12 protein-coding genes, 1 other RNA gene and 1 pseudogene are annotated in these 16726 nt (G+C 61.8%); 10 read left to right on the forward strand and 4 right to left on the reverse strand.

Annotated elements, in window-relative coordinates; all coding sequences use genetic code 11:
* The first annotated feature begins 29 nt into the window (after positions 1-29).
* From G6N64_RS14650 to G6N64_RS14675, 6 genes are all read left to right on the forward strand, one after another.
* Positions 30-866 (forward strand): maleylpyruvate isomerase family mycothiol-dependent enzyme, encoded by an 837-nt coding sequence (locus G6N64_RS14650; RefSeq protein ID WP_246231164.1) that lies wholly within the window; start codon positions 30-32, stop codon positions 864-866.
* A 77-nt stretch (positions 867-943) separates the two neighbouring features.
* Positions 944-1312: a transfer-messenger RNA gene (ssrA, locus tag G6N64_RS14655) on the forward strand.
* Between the two features lie 86 nt (positions 1313-1398).
* Positions 1399-2520: a tyrosine-type recombinase/integrase gene (locus tag G6N64_RS14660; RefSeq protein WP_163797718.1), complete on the forward strand. Its 1122-nt coding sequence runs from the start codon at positions 1399-1401 to the stop codon at positions 2518-2520.
* 177 nt (positions 2521-2697) lie between these two features.
* Positions 2698-2958: a helix-turn-helix domain-containing protein gene (locus tag G6N64_RS14665; RefSeq protein ID WP_197748356.1), complete on the forward strand. Its 261-nt coding sequence runs from the start codon at positions 2698-2700 to the stop codon at positions 2956-2958.
* On the forward strand, positions 2955-3107 hold the full coding sequence (locus tag G6N64_RS14670) for a hypothetical protein (RefSeq protein ID WP_163797719.1): 153 nt from the start codon (positions 2955-2957) through the stop codon (positions 3105-3107). The genes G6N64_RS14665 and G6N64_RS14670 overlap by 4 nt, the downstream gene beginning before the upstream one ends.
* Positions 3104-5302, forward strand: coding sequence for a DUF3631 domain-containing protein (locus G6N64_RS14675; RefSeq protein WP_163797720.1), 2199 nt, complete (start codon positions 3104-3106; stop codon positions 5300-5302). The genes G6N64_RS14670 and G6N64_RS14675 overlap by 4 nt, the downstream gene beginning before the upstream one ends.
* Positions 5303-5986: 684 nt before the next feature.
* Here the strand turns inward: G6N64_RS14675 and istB are convergent.
* Positions 5987-6799, reverse strand: coding sequence for an IS21-like element helper ATPase IstB (istB, locus tag G6N64_RS14680; protein WP_163797721.1), 813 nt, complete (start codon positions 6797-6799; stop codon positions 5987-5989).
* Positions 6796-8314 (reverse strand): annotated as a pseudogene (istA, locus tag G6N64_RS14685) (IS21 family transposase). Before istA ends, istB begins: the two are co-directional and overlap by 4 nt.
* Before the next feature lie 248 nt (positions 8315-8562).
* Here istA and G6N64_RS14690 point away from each other — a divergent pair.
* Positions 8563-8733 carry a hypothetical protein gene (locus tag G6N64_RS14690; protein WP_163797722.1) on the forward strand — a complete coding sequence of 57 codons (171 nt, stop codon included), beginning with the start codon at positions 8563-8565 and terminating at the stop codon, positions 8731-8733.
* Positions 8734-8813: 80 nt separating this feature from the next.
* Here G6N64_RS14690 and G6N64_RS14695 read toward each other — a convergent pair whose 3' ends face one another.
* Entirely contained in the window at positions 8814-10568 is a 1755-nt protein-coding gene (locus G6N64_RS14695; RefSeq protein ID WP_163797723.1) for a hypothetical protein, read from the reverse strand.
* Between the two features lie 191 nt (positions 10569-10759).
* On the opposite strand from G6N64_RS14695, the gene G6N64_RS14700 reads away from it, so the two are divergent.
* Positions 10760-13159 (forward strand): hypothetical protein, encoded by a 2400-nt coding sequence (locus G6N64_RS14700; RefSeq protein WP_163797724.1) that lies wholly within the window; start codon positions 10760-10762, stop codon positions 13157-13159.
* Positions 13160-13312: 153 nt separating this feature from the next.
* On the forward strand, positions 13313-13891 hold the full coding sequence (locus G6N64_RS14705; protein ID WP_163797725.1) for a recombinase family protein: 579 nt from the start codon (positions 13313-13315) through the stop codon (positions 13889-13891).
* Here the strand turns inward: G6N64_RS14705 and G6N64_RS14710 are convergent, their stop codons facing one another.
* Positions 13892-14542 carry a DUF7255 family protein gene (locus tag G6N64_RS14710; protein ID WP_246231165.1) on the reverse strand — a complete coding sequence of 217 codons (651 nt, stop codon included), beginning with the start codon at positions 14540-14542 and terminating at the stop codon, positions 13892-13894. It abuts the gene before it with no gap.
* 181 nt (positions 14543-14723) lie between these two features.
* Here G6N64_RS14710 and G6N64_RS14715 point away from each other — a divergent pair, with 181 nt between their 5' ends.
* On the forward strand, positions 14724-16700 hold the full coding sequence (locus tag G6N64_RS14715; RefSeq protein ID WP_163797726.1) for a type I restriction-modification system subunit M: 1977 nt from the start codon (positions 14724-14726) through the stop codon (positions 16698-16700).
* Positions 16701-16726 lie beyond the last annotated feature (26 nt).

Below are 16726 nucleotides of genomic sequence, written 5' to 3' on the forward strand. Positions count from 1 at the left end.
CGGCGGACGGCGGCGTTACGGTGCTTGACGTGAACAGCCCATCGCGCCCGCTGACCCTGCTCGACAAGGACGAGGTCACCATGAGCCTCGGCGACGTCTGGGGTGGCATCGACGCCTTCATGGCCGACGTCCCGGAGGCGGGTTGGCTGACCGCGACGGCGCTGCCGGGGTGGTGCGTCCGGGACGTCGTGGCTCACGTCGTCGGGACCGAGTGCATGCTGCTCGGCCTCCCCACGCCAGACGTCGACGTGTCCGGGTTGGACCACGTCCGAAACCCGATCGGCGAACTGAACGAGTGCTGGGTCCGGCACCTTGCCGCGGACACGGGCGCGGACGTGCTGACCCGGTTCCGCGACGTGACGGCCCGCCGTCGTGAGGCGCTCGAGGCGATGAGCCGCGACGACTGGGACGCGCCGACGGCCACGCCCGCCGGCCCGGACACCTATGGCCGGTTCATGCGGATTCGGATCTTCGACTGTTGGATGCACGAGCACGACGTCCGCGACGCGCTGTCCATGCCCGCGTCCGCCGCGGAACTCGCGGGGACCACGAGCCGGTTCGCGCTCGACGAGGTGGCCGGCAGCATGGGCTTCGTGGTGGGCAAGCGCGCCGGGGCGCCGGACGGATCGCGGGTCGCTCTGGAGTTGACCGGTCCGCTCGAGCGCACCATCCGGGTGGCCGTCGACGGCCGCGCCGCGGTGGTCGACGACTTCGGTGGTGCGGAGCCGACCGCGACGATCACCCTGGACGGGCTGCAGTTCACCAGGCTCTGTGGCGGGCGGCCACGCGGGCCGGTGGACGTCGAGTACGGCGGCGACGTCGAGCTGGGTCGGCGCGTCGTGGCCAATCTCAACTACGTGATCTAGCTGGGAATACTTAATCGCTGGTTGTTGTCGTACTGATCGCTACAATGAACTTCTCGCCGAACGTCGGCGGGGTGCGAGGGGCTGAACGGTTTCGACTTCGCGCATCGATTCGAGGGAAGCGTGCCGGTGCAGGCAATCGACCACCGTAAGCGTCGTTGCAACCAATTAAGCGCCGATTCAAATCAGCGCGACTACGCCCTCGCTGCCTAAGCGACGGTGTGTCTGTCAGACCGGGAGCGCCCTCGGCCCGGACCCTGGCATCAGCTAGAGGGACAAACCCACGGGTTCGGTCGCGGAATCCATGGGGACACCAAACAGCGACTGGGATCGTCATCTCGTCTTGTTCGCGTGAACGAGAGATCCAAGTAGAGACATAGCGAACTGCGCACGGAGAAGCCTCGAGGGAATGCCGTAGGACCCGGGTTCGATTCCCGGCAGCTCCACAAGAGAAGAAGCTGGTCAGAGCACTAAAGCTCTGGCCAGTTTTTTTTCCATCAACATCTCATCAACATCGCGGTCTATAGTCGCCGCCATGGCATCACTGAGACCAGGCACCCGCAAGAGCGGGACCACCTACATCCAGGTCCTCTATCGACTCGACGGCAAGCAGACCTCGACCTCCTTCGAGGACCTCGTGACCGCCACGAAGTTCAAGGGCCTCGTCGAGAAGTTCGGACCCGAGCAGGCGCTGGCGGCTCTCGTCGCCGACTCGGAAGGCTCGACCACGACGGTGGCGGAGTGGATCGAACACCACATCGACCACCTGACCGGTCTGCGGAAGTCGACGCTCTGGGACTACCGGTCGTATTTGAATAAGGACATCGGACCGGCACTGGGTGACCTTCCGCTGACCGCGCTGACCCGTGAGCACGTGGCCAAGTGGACCCAGGATCTCGCCGCCGCCGGAGCCTCCGGCAAGACCATCAGCAACAAGCACGGCTTCTTGTCCTCGGCTCTCAACGCCGCCGTCAAAGACGGTCGCATCCCGAGCAACCCGGCGCTGGGCCAGCGCCTGCCGACGACCGAGCGAGCAGAAATGATCTGCCTCAGCCACGAAGACTTCGCCCGGTTGCTGGAGAACGTCAGCGGATACTGGCAGCCGATGGTGGAATTCCTCGTCGCCTCCGGTGCCCGGTGGGGCGAGGCAGCCGCCCTCAAGCCCTCGGACATCGACCTGGCCACCAACACGGTGAGAATCGTCAGGGCCTGGAAGCGGACCTACGACCGAGGCGGTTACGAGCTGGGACCACCGAAGACCAAGAAGTCGGTGCGCACCATCAACGTCCCGGCAGCCACCCTGGCCAAGCTCGACCTCCGAGGTGAGTGGGTCTTCCTGAACAAGGCCGGAACCTTCGTGAAGTCAAACGGGTTCCACGACCGGATCTGGTCCCCGGCGGTGGCCAAGACCTGGCCGTCGACCGACGCGGACGGCAAGCCGATCACCGACAAGTCGATCCCGATCCTCCGGCCCCGGATTCACGACCTCCGGCACACCTGTGCCTCCTGGCTGGTGCTGGCCGGGGTCCCGCTGCCGGTGGTCCAGCAGCACCTCGGTCACGAGTCGATCAACACCACCATCGGTCTGTACGCCCACATCGACCGCCGGTCCATGTCGGCAGCCGCCGATGCCATCGGTGCTGCTCTTGGCGCATAATCAATTCTAGCTGGCTATACAATATCGAAGTCCCGCAGTACATTTGGCCCTGCGGAGCGCCGCTTATGTGTTCTCTCAAGCTTTTTCGTGTCTGTTATCGTTGTTTCGAAGCCTGTTCTGCAGGATGTGCCGAAGGAGACCCCAAGGGTCTGATCAGTCCGATCAGAGGGGTCCTTCGTGTCCACGACCAATCTCACCTACTCCAGCGCCGACGCTGCCGACAAGATGGGCGCACCATCCGAACGGTGGCTGATCGAGAAGCTGCGTTCCGGTGTTTTCCCAGGCCGCAAGGTTGGGCGGCACTGGCGGATGACGGCAGAGGATATCGCTGATGCCCTCACAGCCTGCTCCAACGAAGTACGTCGCATTCCGGCGGAGGCGATGCCTTCGCCGTCGGGCCTGACACAAACGTCACGCAAGCGGGTGATGGGCCTGTGACCGTCGATACGCGTCGGGCCGTGTCGTGCTGCATGCCCTGCCGTGAGCAGGTGGACCGGGATCTGCTTGAGGACAACCTGGGCGAGTACGACCACCGCATAGGCGGCGGGCCTCACGCCCTCAGCGAGATCGAGGTGCTGGCGCAATGACCGAAACGGAGAACCGGTCCGATGCGAAAGACATCGGACCGGCCCGAGACACTCACGCGACCAACGGAGCTGAAAGCCAGGATACCCCCCTTCGGTATGGCCTGACTCTGCTCGACGACGACGAACGCCAGTTTGTTACAGACCTCGGCCCGCTTCGGTGCGCGGTCTGGACCAGCGGACCCCACAATGACGACAAGGCCGAGTTCTACCGGCCCCGCGGATGGCAAGCCGCCGACGATCTCTGGAACTCCGCCAGGTACGGGTCATTCAGCATGGGTGACTGCCTGTGCGCTAATACCGGCGGGCGCGTGATCGTGGTGGACGTGGACCCGCGCAACGGTGGCGACATCGACGCGGTGCGCCAGTGGCTCGGCGGTCTCAACGCGAGGATCTTCGCGGACGTCATCACGCCGTCGGGTGGCCGACACTTCTACATCGACGGGGCTTGGCGCGAGGACATCCACACCGTGCACGGCAAGCTTCCCGGCTTGCCGGGGGTGGACCTGCAAGCCAAGGGTGCCAACGTGTTTCTTCCCGGTACTCGACGCCCTAAGTACGACGGCAAGGGCTACGAGGTCGTGTTCAACGATTTGGCGAGCATGCGCATCGAGGGAGACGAGGCAGGCGCAGCCGCACTGGCCGCTTGGCTCGACGAACACCTGCCGAAGGCCGTGCCCGCCCTAGATGGCCAGCCGTGGGACGGGACACCTCCCGACGCCCGCCAGCGCGCCTACCTCAAAGCCGTGCTGACCAACTCCACCAAGGAGGTGGCCGAAGCCGCCGAGGGTTGCCGGAACGACACCCTGAATCGGGCCGCGTTCACGCTCGGTCAGTACGTGACGGGTGCGGGCCTGGACTGCGGACGCGCCGAAACCGCGCTACTGGAGGCGGCCGAGCGGTGCGGCCTGCCCCGCGACGAAGCGGAGACCACTGTCACCAGCGGCATGACCGCAGGCCTAGACAACCCGCGTGCGGTGCCCGAGCGTGACGGCACAGACCCGCGAGAGCCGTTCGGTACCAACCGCGAACGTGCCGTCTCGGAGTCCACAACGCCGCCGATCGGCACGCCGCTGGTCGACGGTGACGTTCTGCTGACCGAGTTGCTCGACACATTGCGGCGCTATGTGCGGTTCCCCGACGACAACTGCGCAGTGGCCGTGGCTTTGTGGGTAGCCGCGACCCATGCCATCGAGGCGTGGAACGCCGCACCCCGACTAGTGCTGAATAGTCCGCAGAAGCGGTGCGGAAAGTCCCGTGCGCTCGATGTCGTCAGCGGCATGTGCCACGCCCCGCTCATCACCGTCAACGCCTCGGTATCGGCGGTCTTCCGCTCACTCAACAGCGACCGCCCGCCCACGCTCATCATCGACGAGGCGGACACGATCTTCGGCAACAGGAGGAGCGCGGAGAACAACGAGGATCTGCGTGGCCTGCTCAACGCCGGCCATCAGCGCAACCGGCCAGCACTGCGCTGTGTCGGGCCGCAGTTGGTTCCTACGGAGTTCCCCACGTTCGCCATGGTGGCGTTGGCAGGCATCGGTGCCATGCCTGACACCATCACCGACCGTGCCATCAACATCACGATGCGTCGCCGCACCAGTGACGAGCGCGTAGCGCAGTTCCGGTGTCGCCGGGATGAACCGGTACTGCATCGGTTGCGGGACCGACTGGCTGTCTGGACACATGCCCACATCGACGAACTCACCGACGCCGTGCCCGACATGCCAGTTGAGGATCGCGCCGCCGACACCTGGGAGCCACTGGTGGCCGTTGCCGACATCGCCGGAGGCAACTGGCCCACCAAGGCGCGTGCGGCCTGCCTGGCCATGGTCGAGGGTGCCGACGACGCCGACCAGGCTCGTTCGTTGGACGTCAGGCTGCTCAGCGACATTCGGCAGATCTTCCTCGACAAGGCGGCGTCGTTTCTGCCCTCTGTCGACCTAGTGGATGCGTTGCGAAAGTTTCCCGATTCACCATGGAGGGAATTTGATTACACAACCAACAAACTGGCTCACCGCCTCGCGGCGTACGGGGTGAGGTCAGGTCACAACACCGAGAAGACCAAGCGTGGGTATCGGCAAGAGCACTTCCATGACGCCTTCTGTCGCTACCTGCGTCCGGACCCGTCCAGCCCGTCCGAAACGCATCAAGAACAGGACAGACGAGCGGACGGCCCGAAACACCCGGACACCTAGAGATGTCCGGGCATGCCTGAACCGTCCGGTCGTGTCTCCTGTTCAGAACAGTTTCGGACGGCCTGGACGCCTTCGGACGCCCCCGCGGGGACTTAGTACCACCGGAACGTAAAGCTTCTTGATTATGAGCCGCAGGCGGATTCAGCTTGCCTCTCCTGCGACATGGGCACCAGGCTGAATGCCGGTACGCTGGGGTCCGTTCACTCCACGCCAGCGGATCTACACGCGGGTGGTCTGATGCGCCGGTAGCGGGTCTCAAGCACCGGTATTAGGTCACGGAAGTTCAGCGGCAACGAATCTTCTACATGGTCAACGGCAGGCGCTCGGACGTTGCGAGGCAGGCCCGACGCTTTGGAGCCGCGTAGCGCGCACGCGGCTCCGAAAGGCGTTGCGCTGCAGACGGTCTGCAAACCATTTAGCGGGAAGAAAGAGAACGTAAGTACTCCCCAACAATTGCCAATTTTCCGGGTGGTACACAGCGAGGTCCGCTGAACCAACGTATGCCGCTGAACTGGCACCTTGTCGGAAGCATGCCGAGAACTGGTGTCGAAACGTTCAATTCGGCGCAGCATTAATCCAACGCCATCCCGACTATCGCCTGTCACGGCGTGTACGAAATGTCAATGGCCAAGTTGAAGTATCCGCTGGTGGCCAGATGAAAGTATCCACCCCGTGCGGTGATTCTTAGGTTGGTGTGGGTTGCTCCTTCCGGTGTTTGGCGTCTTTCATGCGGTAGGAGTCGCCGTCGGTGATGACGACGGTGGCGTGGTGCAGGAGTCGGTCGAGGATGCTGACGGCGGTGGTCTGCTCGGGCAGGAAGCGGCCCCATTGTTCGAAGGGCCAGTGCGAGCCGATGGCCAGGGATCGGCGTTCGTAGGCGCCGGCGACGAGGCGGAACAGCAGCTGGGTGCCGGTGTCGTCGAGCGGGGCGAAGCCGAGTTCGTCGAGGATGATCAGGTCGACTCGTAGTAGGGATTCGATGATCTTGCCGACGGTGTTGTCGGCCGTGCCGCGGTAGAGGGTTTCGATGAGGTCGGCGGCGGTGAAGTAGCGGACCTTGTGCCCGGCGTGGATCGCTGCGGTTCCTAGGCCGATCAGGGTGTGGGACTTGCCGGTGCCGGCTGGGCCGATGATCGCCAGGTTCTGTCGTGTCCGAATCCATTCCAGGCTCGACAGGTAGTCGAATACCTTTGGCTGGATCGAGGATGCGGCCACGTCGAAGCTCTCCAACGTCTTGGGCACGGGGAACGCGGCGGCCTTGAGGCGGTTGACGACGTTGGAGGCGTCGCGGGCCGCCAACTCGGTTTCGATGAGGGTGCGCAGGACTTCCTCGGGGGTCCAGCGTTGAGTCCTGGCGGTGATCAACACCTCCGGTGCGGTGCGCCGCACCGCGGCCAGCTTCAACCGCCGTAACCCGGCATCGAGGTCGGCGGCCAGTGGTGGAACCGACGGTGGTGCAACGGGTTCGGTGGCAGTCACCGGTGGCGGCTTGGTCATGAGATCACCTCCCCGTCGACTACGGCTGGTGTGATCTTGTAGGCGTCCAGGGAACGGGTCGGGGCGACCGGAAGATCCAGAATCAACGCCTCACCGGCCGGGCGTGGCTGCGGTGCGCCGGTCCCGGCGGCCAGGATCGAACGCACGTCGGCCGCCCGAAACCGGCGAAACGCTACCGCCCGGTGCAGTGCGGCGAGGAGGGCGTCGGTGCCGTGGGCAGCGCCGAGAGCCAGCAGGATCTCCAACTCCGAGCCCAGACGGGTATTGCCGATCGCCGCGGCGCCAATCAGGAACGCGCGCGCATCCTCACCGAGGCCGCAGAACTGTTTCTCGACGGTGGTCTTCGGGCGCGGCCCGCGGCTGGGTGCCGGCCTCGGGCCGTCGTAATGCTCGTCGAGTATCGACACACCACCAGGTGCGACGAGTTCGTGTTCGGCCACGATGACTCCGGTGGCGGGCTCGAGCAGGCACAGTGCGTCGTGGTCGACGACCACGGTCACCGTGGTGCCGATCAGCCTCATCGGCACCGAGTAGCGGGCCGACCCGTACCGGATGCAGGACAAGCGGTCGACCTTGCGTCTCACCGACGGCGCCCCGATCTGCAGACGCAACGATGGAAGTGGTTGCAGCAGATCACGTTCGACTACCAGCCGCTCATCGGGAATCGCACAGATCTCCGAATGGTTCGCGGCGTTCACTTCGGTGCACCACGCCTCGGCCGCAGCGTTGGCATCGCGCAGAGTGATCGGCTTCCCGGTGACCGCGGCCTCGGTCAACAAGGGCACGGCCAGATCGTCCTGGGCGTAACCACACAGACGTTCCACGACGCCCTTGACTGCGGATCGCTGGCATGGCAGAAATCCGGTGCGAACCCGTAATGGCCGGCCAACCGGACGTAGTCCGGGTGGGAACGACGACGTTGGCCACCACGCCGCCCTTGAGGCAGGCCATCCGATCGGCCAGCACCCTCGCCGGCACCCCGCCAGCGGCGGCCATGGTCTCGGCGATCAACGCCAACGTGGTCGAAGCCCGCTCATTGGTGGCGAAGCGCACGAAGCGCCACCGGGAGAACGCCAGCACCGCACAGAACAGGAACAACCCCGGTGCGGCTTGTGCCCAGTCGATCACGAGGTACTCACCCGGTTCCCACACCGCGGGACGACGTCCGCGATGATTGGTGCTGCGCCACAATGCTTTCGCTTCGGCAACGAGGCGGCGGAAGTTGCGGTCAGAACCCGTGTACCCGGCGGCTCGGGCCTTCGGGAGCAGCCGCTTGGCCGAGATCCGGCCATGCGACTTATCCACCCGTTCGGCCACCAGGTCGGCGACCGAATCGTAGTTGTGCGCCCGTTCGGCTCGCGGTGGCGGCGGCACACCGGCCTGGTCGGCCTCGAACTTGTCGACGATCTTCTTGACCGTCCGGTGGGTGGTGCCGCACTCGTCGGCGGCGGCTCGGTAGGACCCGAGCTGGTGGTAGGCAGAAATGACGTCCATGCGGTCCTTCGCAGACTTCAATGGAACTCCCCGGTGGTGATGGCGATTGGTTGGCGCCTTCACCGTCACCATCGGGGCCCGCAGTTCCTGATCGACACGACGAACACGGGGTGGATACTTTTACCTGGCCAAAAACGGATACCTCTACGTGGCCACCAGTGGGTACTTTTTCATGGCCACGGACACGAAATATGAGCGCAGACGACGAACTGAGTGTCAGTGCCAGATGAGATAGTGAGCGAGTGACAAACGAAGGGACGATCTATCGGATGTCCGGGATCGAGTACACCTACGACGAACTGATCGCGGCACTTGACGCGGAGGCCGCGACGCTGGACTCGGAACAGTGGGTGGGCGGCTGGGACGCTCATGAGTACCTGATCGACGCGCTCCTTGTGGGCACGATAGAGCGGGTGTGCCCGGACGACGGTGACGACTAGCCAGTAAGTCCGCGAGTGTTGTTCTGAATTGGGTGTGTCGGATCGTCGTTCGACCTTTTGAGAAGGCCTCGGTTACGTCGTCATCCGAGTTCGTATGAATCGTCGTCGGATACGCCCGGCTGGTCGACTCCCCACAGAGTCCATTGCGCAAGATGGCGGCGGAGCACGTTGTCGGGCGAATCGTTGGCGAGAGTGATGAAGAAGTACGGGTCATCGCCTGGGCGGAAGTGAACTTCGAATCCTTCGGCGTTACCAGCATCCAGATTCGCGATCGCTTCGTCGCCGTTGATGGCCGTTGCTTGTGTATGGAGTGCGTAAACATCACCGATGGTGAGTTCGCGTCCCGCTATCTCCACCGCGTATGGTCCAGCGGGCCAAACGATCGATTGTGGCCCAAGCAGCGGTGCCCGGACTTCGGGTGTATCCACTCCCGTCATTCCGAGCGTGAAGACACGGGCACGCGGCGACGCAACGATGTGGCCTTCGATGAGGAGTCTCGCTACGCGCAGCTTTACTCGGTCGCCGGGGCGTATTTCTTCGGGGATGTCGAAGAAGTGGTTGGTATGTCGCTGGACAACGTCGAGGTCGTACGCGAATTGCTCGATGGCGAGCAAATCGCCGTCGTAGTCGCTGGCGTTCCGGGCTTCGGTTTGAACTCTAGCGAGCAAGTCCCCGCCGATCGCGAACTCCAACCGGGTGGCAAAGCAGAGAACGCGCCGGGTCGAGAGCACATCCTCCACAACCGATGGTCGAACGTTTTCGTAGTTGAGTTTGAGATCGAGTCCTGGTGCAGGAAAATCGCCCCCTGCGTCCGGGGTCATTTCGATGTCGTGAGGTACTCGGAGTCGCACATCTAGATGGCCACCGCAGAAGGCCGCTTCGATGGACCCGCCGATGGCGCCGGGCGCTGCATGGGTGATCCGCCCCTCAAAGGTGGCGACTACCTCTTCGTCTTGAAAGGCCCGCACCTCCAGGCGTTTGCCAATCGCCGGGCCCGTAGGCGGAGAAACTAACTGGACCGCTCCCGGCGGGTAGTCACCTGCGATGAAATCCGGGCCACCGAACCGTACCGACCGAACGACGTCTCCGGGGATGCGCAAGGTGCCGGAAGGTGCATAACCGAACGTGCGCAGAAGCTCCTGTTGCAAATCGGCGTGGTCTTCGCCGAGCTGATTGAGTTCGACGGAAAACTCGATGGGGCTCCGGGTCGCCGCGTCGGGATGACGTGGGCTGATTGTTATGGAGGTAGCGTCGTCGGTGTTGGCGAAGCCGATCTTCCAGTCCAAGTCGGCGGAGTTGGCGAGTTGGCCTAGGCTCTTCACCCTGGCCGAGAGATCCGGCAGTCCACCGGTGAGAGCCGCGGTTTCCTGCCCGAAATCTCGCGCCATCTCCCGTAGCTCGCTTGTAGCGTTGCGCAGAGCCCAGCGTTCTATGTGAGGCGCTTCCGCTAGCCAAACGTCCAACTCGTCGCGGTCAATGACGGTGATCACCGGCGGCCTCTTGCCGCCGTTGAGATTTTTAACAAAGTTGTCTTCTGAGTTCGAACAGACTCGGGGCACAACTAGCGACCACTTAACTGGTTCGTGCTTCATTGCCCGTTTGAACGATCGGGTGATCTGTGTCCGGCGCGCACCCCATACGGATGAAAATCCCTCCGGGAAGTATTTGAGCTGCAAAATCCACAGTCGCCCCCCGTCGAGGTTTATCTCGATGTCGATTCCCTCATCTCCGCCAACGCCATTCACGGCTCGTACAGAATCGCCGAGGCGGTGTCGGACGATGGCTTCCACGACACGGTCGAACTTGGGCTGTCCCAATGTTCCCCAGTCGAACATGACCAGCGACGTTACGCGAAACGGTCCAAAGATGAACACGGTCACAGCTGAGACGCGCCGAGCCGGAATCGCTATCCGGGCGACGTAGACGGCTCGGTCTCGTTCCCAGTCGCTGACGCCATGTTGGAGATGGGGGGTGCTGCGCGTGTCGAATCACAGGTTACGGTGACGCTGGTGCGAGAGTCCTCCGCATGGACCTCTGGCCACTCCTCACGGAGGACCTGCTGTCGGGTACACACTCTGTGGAGCGTCAGTTGCGTCCACATACGACGGCGGTCGCCGTGAACTCACGGTCAATCGGTGATGTGCACGATGTCGTCACGAATCTCTGTACGCGGTGGGCCGGTGCGTATTTTCCACTTATACCAATCGATCCGGACGAAGCCGAGCTGGATAGCCGCTTTGCAGAGGTACTGCTCGGCAGCAGTATTGATGGCGTAGAGCCACGTGGCTTGATACCCGAACCAGTCAACGACAGCTTGTGCGATCGGTGGGGTGATGTCAGTCAGTATCTGATTCACCAGCTCAGTTTTCAAGCAGATAGACCCATCATTCAGACGTGTCGGAACATCCCTACAACTAACGCCTGGTTTGGCGCTTATCTTGTTCTATTCGGGGATGTCCCAGTTAACCCAGATGTCGATAAAAATCGGATTTACGGTCTTCGCGATGACCTCTCATTTACAGATTTCGGGACCATAAACGCGGTGAACGCCGCACCTTCGGTGCAAGACCTTCTATCTCGGTTGCGTATACACAACCGAATCTCCGCTGTTAATCTTACAAAGATCCGCTTACCGACCGCTATCGGCGCTGGATATAATAAGGGTCTCCAGTCGACATCTCGTTTCGACTGGGGGCAATCGTCGGCAGCATCGAAATATGGACCAAATATAGTGGTGGTCTATCGTCCCGAACGCGTTGACGACCTCTCACTGACGTGGAATCTGCGGGCTCGATTTGCTCATCCAAATAAGCTACCCCTTTGCATTCCACTGAATGATACGACTCGCAACGATATTAAGTTCTTGCGTGACTCTCTTGAGGCGAGACACTTCTTCGGATTCGAGGACAACTTCGCCGTAACTTCGTTTTCTATTCCTGCGGACGAACTGCGTAGCATATGTGAAGGGTTCAATGTTGACATTGTGGATCCGTGGGAATTGTTCGCTGAGGTATATGGAGGCTGCGTTGCCTCCACCGAAATGGTGCATTTCGAGAACGGCAGGGCCACGATAGCTTGCTTCTCGCCGACGGACATTGAATCGCTCGGACAGAGCTATTTGGGAACAAGTCACGCCACTTGGCTTACTTTGACGGCTACGATCGCTAGGAGACGCCTGCCGCCTAGTAAGACTATGAGGCGTAGCAGGTGGGGTGATCCTGGATACCTTCACGGCGATATCGTTCATGTAGGTAAACTCGATGAATTCCGCACTGTGCGTCACCCGTCGGGTATGGAAGTGCTTCGAGCCCTCTCCCTTGATCATTCAATGGTGGCACGGGTAAGCACCCCCGGCAAAGCAGCTGAAAACTTGATGCGAGCGGCTGGCGGTGAATTAACCATGTTTGCGTACCCAGGTGTGACGACACTATTCAACAAGCTGACACGTCGCGGACATTCGAGCCTAGTGAAGCGTCGCTTAAATCAGTTCCTCGAAGGAAGCAACATTGTCGCCGACTCCGATAAATATGATGTTTTAGCGTCTCGACTAGATGAGGCACTGGGCACGCCGGAAATCGACGAGGTTGCTTATCTGAATTTTAACGCCGTCGCTAGAGAACTTGGTATAGGTGTAAAGCCTACCGCCGCCTGGCTCGACTGGGCAGTCATTCATCGAATAGTCCTACGTGGCATTGAGGCGAGATGTAAGAATTGCAAACATGCGCAGTGGCGGCCGCTACAGGACGCCATACCCGACTTGATCTGCCATGGGTGCGGACTTGTAATCGATACCCCATTTGGTTCGCAGAAAATCGACTATCAGTACAGGGCTAGCGAAGTGCTCCTACGGGCGATGGAGCATGACACGCTGCCTTCGATATTGGCGATTAGGCACATCGTAGGCATGCTGGACAGTTCGCGAAGTGGCGCAATCTTCGGAGCTTATCCAGGGGTTGAGCTGCTAGAACCAAACGGGAAGTTAGTTTGTGCAGAGTTTGACACCGTCGTGATTCTCGCGTCTGGTAAATGGGTGGTTGGGGAATGCAAGACACGACAACGCGGCCTGACCGACAGCGAGCTAAGGAAACTCTGGGTCGCTGCAGATCGCGTTGGAGTTCCAACGACATTCGCTGCCACCCTAGACGCCGGCCATATTTGCGAGGAACCTTGGCGTAGGACAATGGACGATAATGGACGACCCCATTTCGGGTTAACCGCCAGCCACCTGTACGACTTGGCGCAATTCCCTCCGCTAGGGAATGACGATTTCTTCTCATGGCGCGACCGTGTCACAAGATTTCCACTCCTCCCGGACGCTGAGTTGACCGAGGAAGAATTCATGGCTAAAGGCTTTGAAAACTACCTGCTCGCCAGGACTGTTGACTCCGATCATCGGACGCGTGCGCACTGGGACGTCGCTGACTAGTGCCGTGCGCTGTCTCAAAAACGATCACATTCGAGACACCGCCTGGGCGGCAGCCAGTCTTAGCGTCCTACCAGTTCGCGGTGTCTCGGAAGTTCGTCTCAGATGTCTGTGTCTCAATAGTGTGTAAACTCATATTTATGAGACACTAAATGGGTGCCGCAAACTGCCACCGGAACCCGAATCGGATACACCCGCGTCTCCACCGTCGCTCAGACCCTCGATCAGCAGAACGAGGCACTGGCCGCCGCCGGTGCGACGAAGGTGTTCTCTGATGTGATGTCCGGTGCCCGCGATGACCGGCCCGGCCTTACGGATCTCATGGGTTACGTCCGTGAGGGTGACACGGTGGTGGTGTGGAAGCTGGACCGACTTGGCCGGAACATGCTGCACATCCTGCAGACTGTGAAGGCACTGACCGAGCGGGGAGTCACCCTGGTGTCCGTCACCGACGGCATCGACTCCGCTACCCCGGCGGGCCGGATGATGATCGGGGTCCTCGGCTCCCTCGCAGAGTACGAGCGCGAGCTGATCAAGGAGCGCACCGCGCTCAAGCGGGCGGCCTCGCGGACTAACGGCACCAAGTTCGGACGGCCCCGCAAGGTCGACGACGTCGAGCGCATCGCCACCGCGAGGCGCATGAAGGCCGACGGTTACACCGGCAGGGCCATCACCGAGTACCTCGGAGTAAGTCGGGCGACGCTGTACAGGTACTTAGACGAGACTCCAGCCTGATCACGCGAGCGGGGCTGCCGCCGTTCTCTGGTCGACTAATTCACGCAGCCGTCCAGCGTCGATCGGCGCACCGCCACTGAGTGCGTCACCGATCCTGACGTCGCCGACGGTGTCCCACACTGACACTCTGGCCAGGTGTAGCGCGTTGGAGGTCAGTGCGGCGAGGTCTTTGATCGCGTCGTAGAGGGCGCGTTGCTTCCAACGCGGAGCACCAGCCCCCTCTAATGCGCCGGCCTCTCCAGGCGGCCCGAACATCGACTCACACGAAGGGCTCGTCCAGCGTTTGCCCCACTTGCCAGCATCAAGGCACGCCTGCTCCTGGCGGACGCAAAAGTCGAAGTAAGCGTCATGCCAAGGCAATCGGGCGCTCCACGGCGCTTGAAGGGTCCTCAACCGGTACCGGTTGAAGTGCAACTCCTCATCGAGTTCCACGACGAGCCCGTCGACGAACGCCAAGTCCCACGCTCCAGGACGAAGAGCACGCACGGGCTCCTTCCCACCCAAGACCTGATACAGGTCGATCAGCTCGGCCCGTGCGTTCCCAGGCAGGACATCCAGCCTGGGTGCGGGCGGACCAGACGCCGCCGATTGCAGCCCGGCTCGATTCAATAGCTTCTGCAACGCCGCTGCGCGAGCACCCGTGCGGACCACCCGCCCATTCTGCCGCCATCCGCCCCTCTGAGGTAGGACAACCAGGCCCGTGAGGCACTGTTGGGCAGAAGCTCAACAACCAGCAGCGACGCCGCGCCGCTCCTCAATGACTGCCTCTCGTCACTAAGGCGGGGTAACTTCCACCTGTCTCGAAATCGGACATGGGGAGTGAATCGAGAACATGGCGCAGACCAATGCCAACCTGATCTGGAAAATTGCCGACCTGCTGCGGGGGCCGTACCAGCCCAACCAGTACGGCGACGTCATCCTGCCGTTCACCATCCTTCGCCGCCTCGACTGCATCCTGGAGCCGACCAAGGATGAAGTGCTCGCCGAGTACACGAAGATCTCGGCGACGAAGGTCGACCCTGCGGTGATGCTCAAGGCCAAGTTCAAACTGCCGTTCTACAACACCTCCCGCTGGACCTTCGCCGCACTGGTCGGGGATCCGGAGGGCGTCGCCGACAATGTCATCGACTACATCGAGCGGTTCTCACCCAACGTGCGCGACGTCTTCGACGGCTTTCGCATGGCCGACCTAATCGCCGATCTGGCCAAGTCGGACCGGCTGTATCTGATCGTTAAGGAGTTCGCCGCCGTCGACCTGCACCCGACCGTGGTTACGAACCACGACATGGGTTACATCTTCGAAGAACTCATCCGCAAGTTCGCTGAATCCAATAACGCACAGGCCGGTGATCACTTCACTCCCCGCGAGGTCATCGCGCTGATGGTCGACATTCTGTTCCACACCCAGGACGATGTCCTGACCAAGCCTGGCACCGTGCGGACCATCTACGACCCCGCTGCCGGGACCGGCGGCATGCTCTCCACCGCCTACGACCACCTCATCGAAATGAACCCGAAGGCCCGTCCCGTGCTCTACGGGCAGGACATCAACCCGCGCTCGTACGCCATGTGCAAGTCCGACATGATCATCAAGGGTCAGGACGTCGACAACATCTACCGTGGCGACACCCTGACTGACGACGGCTTCCGCACCAAGACCTTCGACTTCCTGCTCTCCAACCCCCCTTTTGGCGTGGCATGGAACACGCAACAGAAATCAGTCACCGACGAGTACGAGCAGCGCGGCTTCGCCGGACGATTCGGACCCGGCCTACCCCGCGTGTCGGACGGGTCACTGCTGTTCCTGCTGCACCTGATCTCCAAGATGCAGCCGGTCAAGAACGGCGAAGGAGGCAGCCGTCTGGCGATCGTGCTCAACGGGTCCCCGCTGTTCGCTGGCGGCGCAGGCTCGGGCGAGTCCAACATCCGCCAGTGGATCATCGAGAACGACCTACTCGACGCGATCATCGCGCTACCGACCGACATGTTCTACAACACCGGCATCAGCACCTACATCTGGATCTTGGACAACAACAAGCCCGCCAAACGCAAGGGCAAGATACAACTCATCAACGCCGTCGACATGTACGGCAAGATGCGCAAGTCGCTCGGCTCGAAGCGAAGAGAGTTACGCCCGAAGGACATCGAGCGGATCTGTGGTCTCTATGACAGCTTTCGCAACCAGGAAGCCACCGATGAGCACGAAGCCCACTCCAAGGTCTTCAAGGGCGAGGAATTTGGCTACTCGACCATCACCGTCGAACGCCCCCTGCAGCTCCGGTTCTCCCCCACCGAGGACAGGATCGAGGACGTCTTTGCGCAGAAGAGCGTCGATAAGCTCAAGGACGGAGAGAAGGCCGCGCTCCGCAAGGCCCTCACCACGCTGATCGGCTGGGAGTGGAAGGACCGCGACGAGTTTTTAACGGAACTCAAGGACGCGCTGCGCAAGGCCGGACTGGCCAAACCGGGTGCTCCGCTGGTGAAAGCGATCTGGTCGACTATCGGCGAGCACGACGACGATGCCGTCATCGTCACGGACGCCAAAGGCAACCCCGAACCCAACCCGACGCTTCGCGACACCGAGAACGTCCCATTGGCAGAGGACATCGAGGACTATTTCGCCCGCGAAGTAACACCCCATCTGCCGAATGCTTGGATCGACGAGGACAAGACCAAAGTTGGCTATGAGATCCCCTTCACCCGTCACTTCTACCGCTACGTTCCGCCCAGGCCGCTAAAAGAAATCCAGAGAGATCTCCGCATCCTCGTCAGCGAGATCCAGGCCATGCTTTCCGAGGTCGGCGCATGAACTGGGGTGACCCATACCCCGCGTAC

Source organism: Mycolicibacterium sediminis (assembly GCF_010731735.1).
Classification (GTDB): Bacteria; Actinomycetota; Actinomycetes; order Mycobacteriales; family Mycobacteriaceae; genus Mycobacterium; species Mycobacterium sediminis.

What these genes read in the sequence shown, in the direction of transcription:
- G6N64_RS14660 (WP_163797718.1), top strand. Translation starts at nt 1,399, where the DNA reads ATGGCATCACTGAGACCAGGCACCCGCAAGAGCGGGACCACCTACATC.
- G6N64_RS14675 (WP_163797720.1), top strand. Translation starts at nt 3,104, where the DNA reads ATGACCGAAACGGAGAACCGGTCCGATGCGAAAGACATCGGACCGGCC.
- istB (WP_163797721.1), bottom strand. Translation starts at nt 6,799, where the DNA reads ATGACCAAGCCGCCACCGGTGACTGCCACCGAACCCGTTGCACCACCG.
- G6N64_RS14690 (WP_163797722.1), top strand. Translation starts at nt 8,563, where the DNA reads ATGTCCGGGATCGAGTACACCTACGACGAACTGATCGCGGCACTTGAC.
- G6N64_RS14695 (WP_163797723.1), bottom strand. Translation starts at nt 10,568, where the DNA reads ATGTTCGACTGGGGAACATTGGGACAGCCCAAGTTCGACCGTGTCGTG.
- G6N64_RS14700 (WP_163797724.1), top strand. Translation starts at nt 10,760, where the DNA reads ATGGACCTCTGGCCACTCCTCACGGAGGACCTGCTGTCGGGTACACAC.
- G6N64_RS14715 (WP_163797726.1), top strand. Translation starts at nt 14,724, where the DNA reads ATGGCGCAGACCAATGCCAACCTGATCTGGAAAATTGCCGACCTGCTG.